Source organism: Terriglobales bacterium (genome assembly GCA_035624475.1).
In the GTDB taxonomy this organism is placed as follows: Bacteria; Acidobacteriota; Terriglobia; order Terriglobales; family Acidobacteriaceae; genus DASPRL01.
Map to the genome: position 1 here is coordinate 1 of DASPRL010000083.1, position 2,652 is coordinate 2,652.

The following is a 2,652-nucleotide window of genomic DNA, read 5'->3' on the forward strand; positions in this document are numbered from 1 at the left end:
AACTCCCCTGTATTCTTACGGTTTGCGGCTATAGGCGGGAATCTTCCTGGGGCCGGCCTCGCGCCCGGGTTTCGCGATGTTCATCAGCATTCATGACCTGGAACTCCGCACCCTGGAGTTTCACCAGCAGTTCCCGCCGGAGGCGATCGACTTGGGCCCCGACGTCCGCCAGGCCGAGCCGCTGCACGCCAGCGGCCGCGCCGAGCTGGTGGAGGAGCACCGCGGCAAGAAGGGCGTGCTGGCCGACATCCGGCTGGTGGGGGAGGTGGCGGCGCACCTGGAACTGAAGTGCGCGCGCTGCCTGGAGCCGGTGGCCCGCCAGGTGGCCGCCAGCTTCGACCTGCTCTACCGTCCCCTGGGCTCGGATGCCGGGGTGGACGAGCGCGAGGTGGGCGTGACCGAGGCCGAGGTCGGGTACTACACCGGCGAGGGCCTGCTGCTCGAGGACGTGCTGCGCGAGCAGGTGCTGCTGGGGCTGCCGCTCAAGGCGGTTTGCCGCGAGGAGTGCAAGGGGCTGTGCCCGCGCTGCGGGCGTAACCTGAACCTGGAGGCGTGCGCGTGCACCGCTCCCGAGCCCGACCCGAGATGGTCGGAGCTTAAGAACTTGAAAGAGAAGCTGGGCAAGTAGCCCGCAACGAGAGATTTCGAGGTTTTTATGGCGAATCCGAAACGGCGACACTCCAAGGCGCGTACCGCCAAGCGGCGCGCCCACGACTTCCTGACCGCGCACTCCCTCTCCGAGTGCCCCAACTGCCACGAGCGCAAGCTGCCCCACCGCGCCTGTCCCAAGTGCGGGTACTACAAGGGCCGCGAAGTCGTGGAAGTGGAAGAGACCAAGTAGAAGGCGTAAGCTAGGGTCCCCTCCCGGCCTTCGCGGGGAAGGGGGAGGTGGCTGCCACCACGATGCCGACCGTCATAGCCGTCGACGCGATGGGCTCGGACCGCGCCCCCAGGCCGGAGATCGAGGGGGCGATCCTGGCCGCCCGCAACTACGACGTCAAGGTGCTGCTGGTGGGTCCGGAAGCCCTGCTGCGCGCCGAACTCCGCCGCCATCTTTCTTCGCACTTCCTGCCCGTCGAAGTCGTCAACGCCACCGAAGTCATCGGCATGCACGAAAAGGCGGTGAAGGCGGTGCGCTCCAAGCGCGACTCTTCCATGCGGGTGGGGCTGCGGCTGGTGCGCGACGGCAAGGCCGCCGGCTTCGTCACCGCCGGCAACACCGGCGCCGCCATGGCCGCCGCCAAGATGGTGCTGGGGCCGCTGCCGGGGGTGGACCGCCCGGCGCTGGCCGCCGTCTTCCCCACCTCCGAAGGCACCGCCTCCATCCTGCTCGACGTGGGCGCCAACGTGGACTGCCGGCCCCACCATCTGGAGCAGTTCGCCATCATGGGCGAGATCTACGCGCGCGCCATCCTGGGACGCCAGCGCCCGCGGGTGGGCGTGCTCTCCATCGGCGAGGAGGAATCCAAAGGCAACGAGTTGACCCGCGCCGCCCATGCTCTGCTCAAGCGATTGCCGCTGAACTTCGTGGGCAACGTGGAGGGCCGCGACCTCTACAACGGCAAGATGGACGTCATCGTGTGCGACGGCTTCGTGGGCAACGTGGCCCTGAAGATCTCCGAGGGCCTGGTCAACACCGTGAGCTACCTGCTCAAGGAGTCGCTCAAGGCCACCATCAGCAGCCAGGTGGGCTTCCTGCTCTCGCGCCGCGCCTTCGCCGACTTCAAGAAACGGCTGGATTACTCGGAATACGGGGGCGCGCCGCTGCTGGGAGTGAAGGGAGCGTGCATCGTGAGCCACGGCTCCTCCAACTCCAACGCCATCAAGAACGCGGTGCGGGTGGCGGCGGAATTCGCCACCGCCAACCTGAACCAGAAGATCGAAGCGGGCATCGCCGAGACCCGCAACGGCAGCCGCAACGGAGAGTTCGTCGCCGCCGCGGCCGCCAGCCCCGAGATCTAGGACATCCTCTCTATGACCGGCTCCGGCACCACTGCGCCCGTCGCCTTCCTCTTCCCCGGCCAGGGCTCCCAGGCTGTGGGCATGGGACGCGAGTTAGCGGAGAAGTATCCGGTCGCGCGCCAGACCTTCGAGGAGGCCGACACCGCGCTGGGCATGCCACTCTCCCAGCTCTGCTTCGAAGGCCCGGAAGAAAAGCTGAAGCTCACCGAGATCACGCAGCCGGCCATCCTGACCGTGTCGGTGGCGGCGTGGCGGGTGCTCGGAGAGAAGGGCGCGAAGGCGCAGTTCGTCGCCGGGCACAGCCTGGGCGAGTACTCGGCGCACGTGGCCGCGGGCACGCTGGCTTTCGCCGATGCGGTGCGCACGGTGCGCCAGCGCGGCCGCTACATGCAGGAGGCGGTGCCGGTGGGCGCGGGCGCCATGGCTGCGGTCCTGAGCATGCCTTTGGAGGAATTGAAGAAGGTCTGCGATGAGGCGGCGCAGGGCGAGGTTTGCGAGCCCGCCAACATCAACTCGCCCGACCAGATCGTGATCTCGGGAAGCAAGGCTGCGGTCGAGCGCGCCGCCGAGCTGGCCAAGCAGCGCGGCGCCAAGCGCGCCATCCTGCTGCCGGTGAGCGCGCCCTTCCATTGCTCGCTGATGCGGCCGGCGCAGGAGCGCCTGGCCGCCGACCTGAAGGCGCTCGAGTTC

General features: G+C 68.4%; 4 protein-coding genes. All 4 read left to right on the plus strand.

Features of this window, described 5'->3' with window-relative positions; genetic code table 11:
• Nucleotides 1-76: 76 nt before the first annotated feature.
• Nucleotides 77-628, plus strand: a complete 552-nt coding sequence (locus VEG08_03610; protein HXZ27068.1) for a DUF177 domain-containing protein — start codon at nucleotides 77-79, stop codon at nucleotides 626-628.
• A gap of 27 nt (nucleotides 629-655) precedes the next feature.
• Nucleotides 656-841 (plus strand): 50S ribosomal protein L32, encoded by a 186-nt coding sequence (gene rpmF / locus VEG08_03615; protein HXZ27069.1) that lies wholly within the window; start codon nucleotides 656-658, stop codon nucleotides 839-841.
• Between the two features lie 62 nt (nucleotides 842-903).
• Complete coding sequence (plsX, locus tag VEG08_03620; protein ID HXZ27070.1) at nucleotides 904-1,962, plus strand: phosphate acyltransferase PlsX; 1,059 nt, start codon at nucleotides 904-906, stop codon at nucleotides 1,960-1,962.
• 12 nt (nucleotides 1,963-1,974) lie between these two features.
• The coding region (fabD, locus tag VEG08_03625) for an ACP S-malonyltransferase (protein ID HXZ27071.1) at nucleotides 1,975-2,652 on the plus strand (678 nt) is incomplete at its 3' end.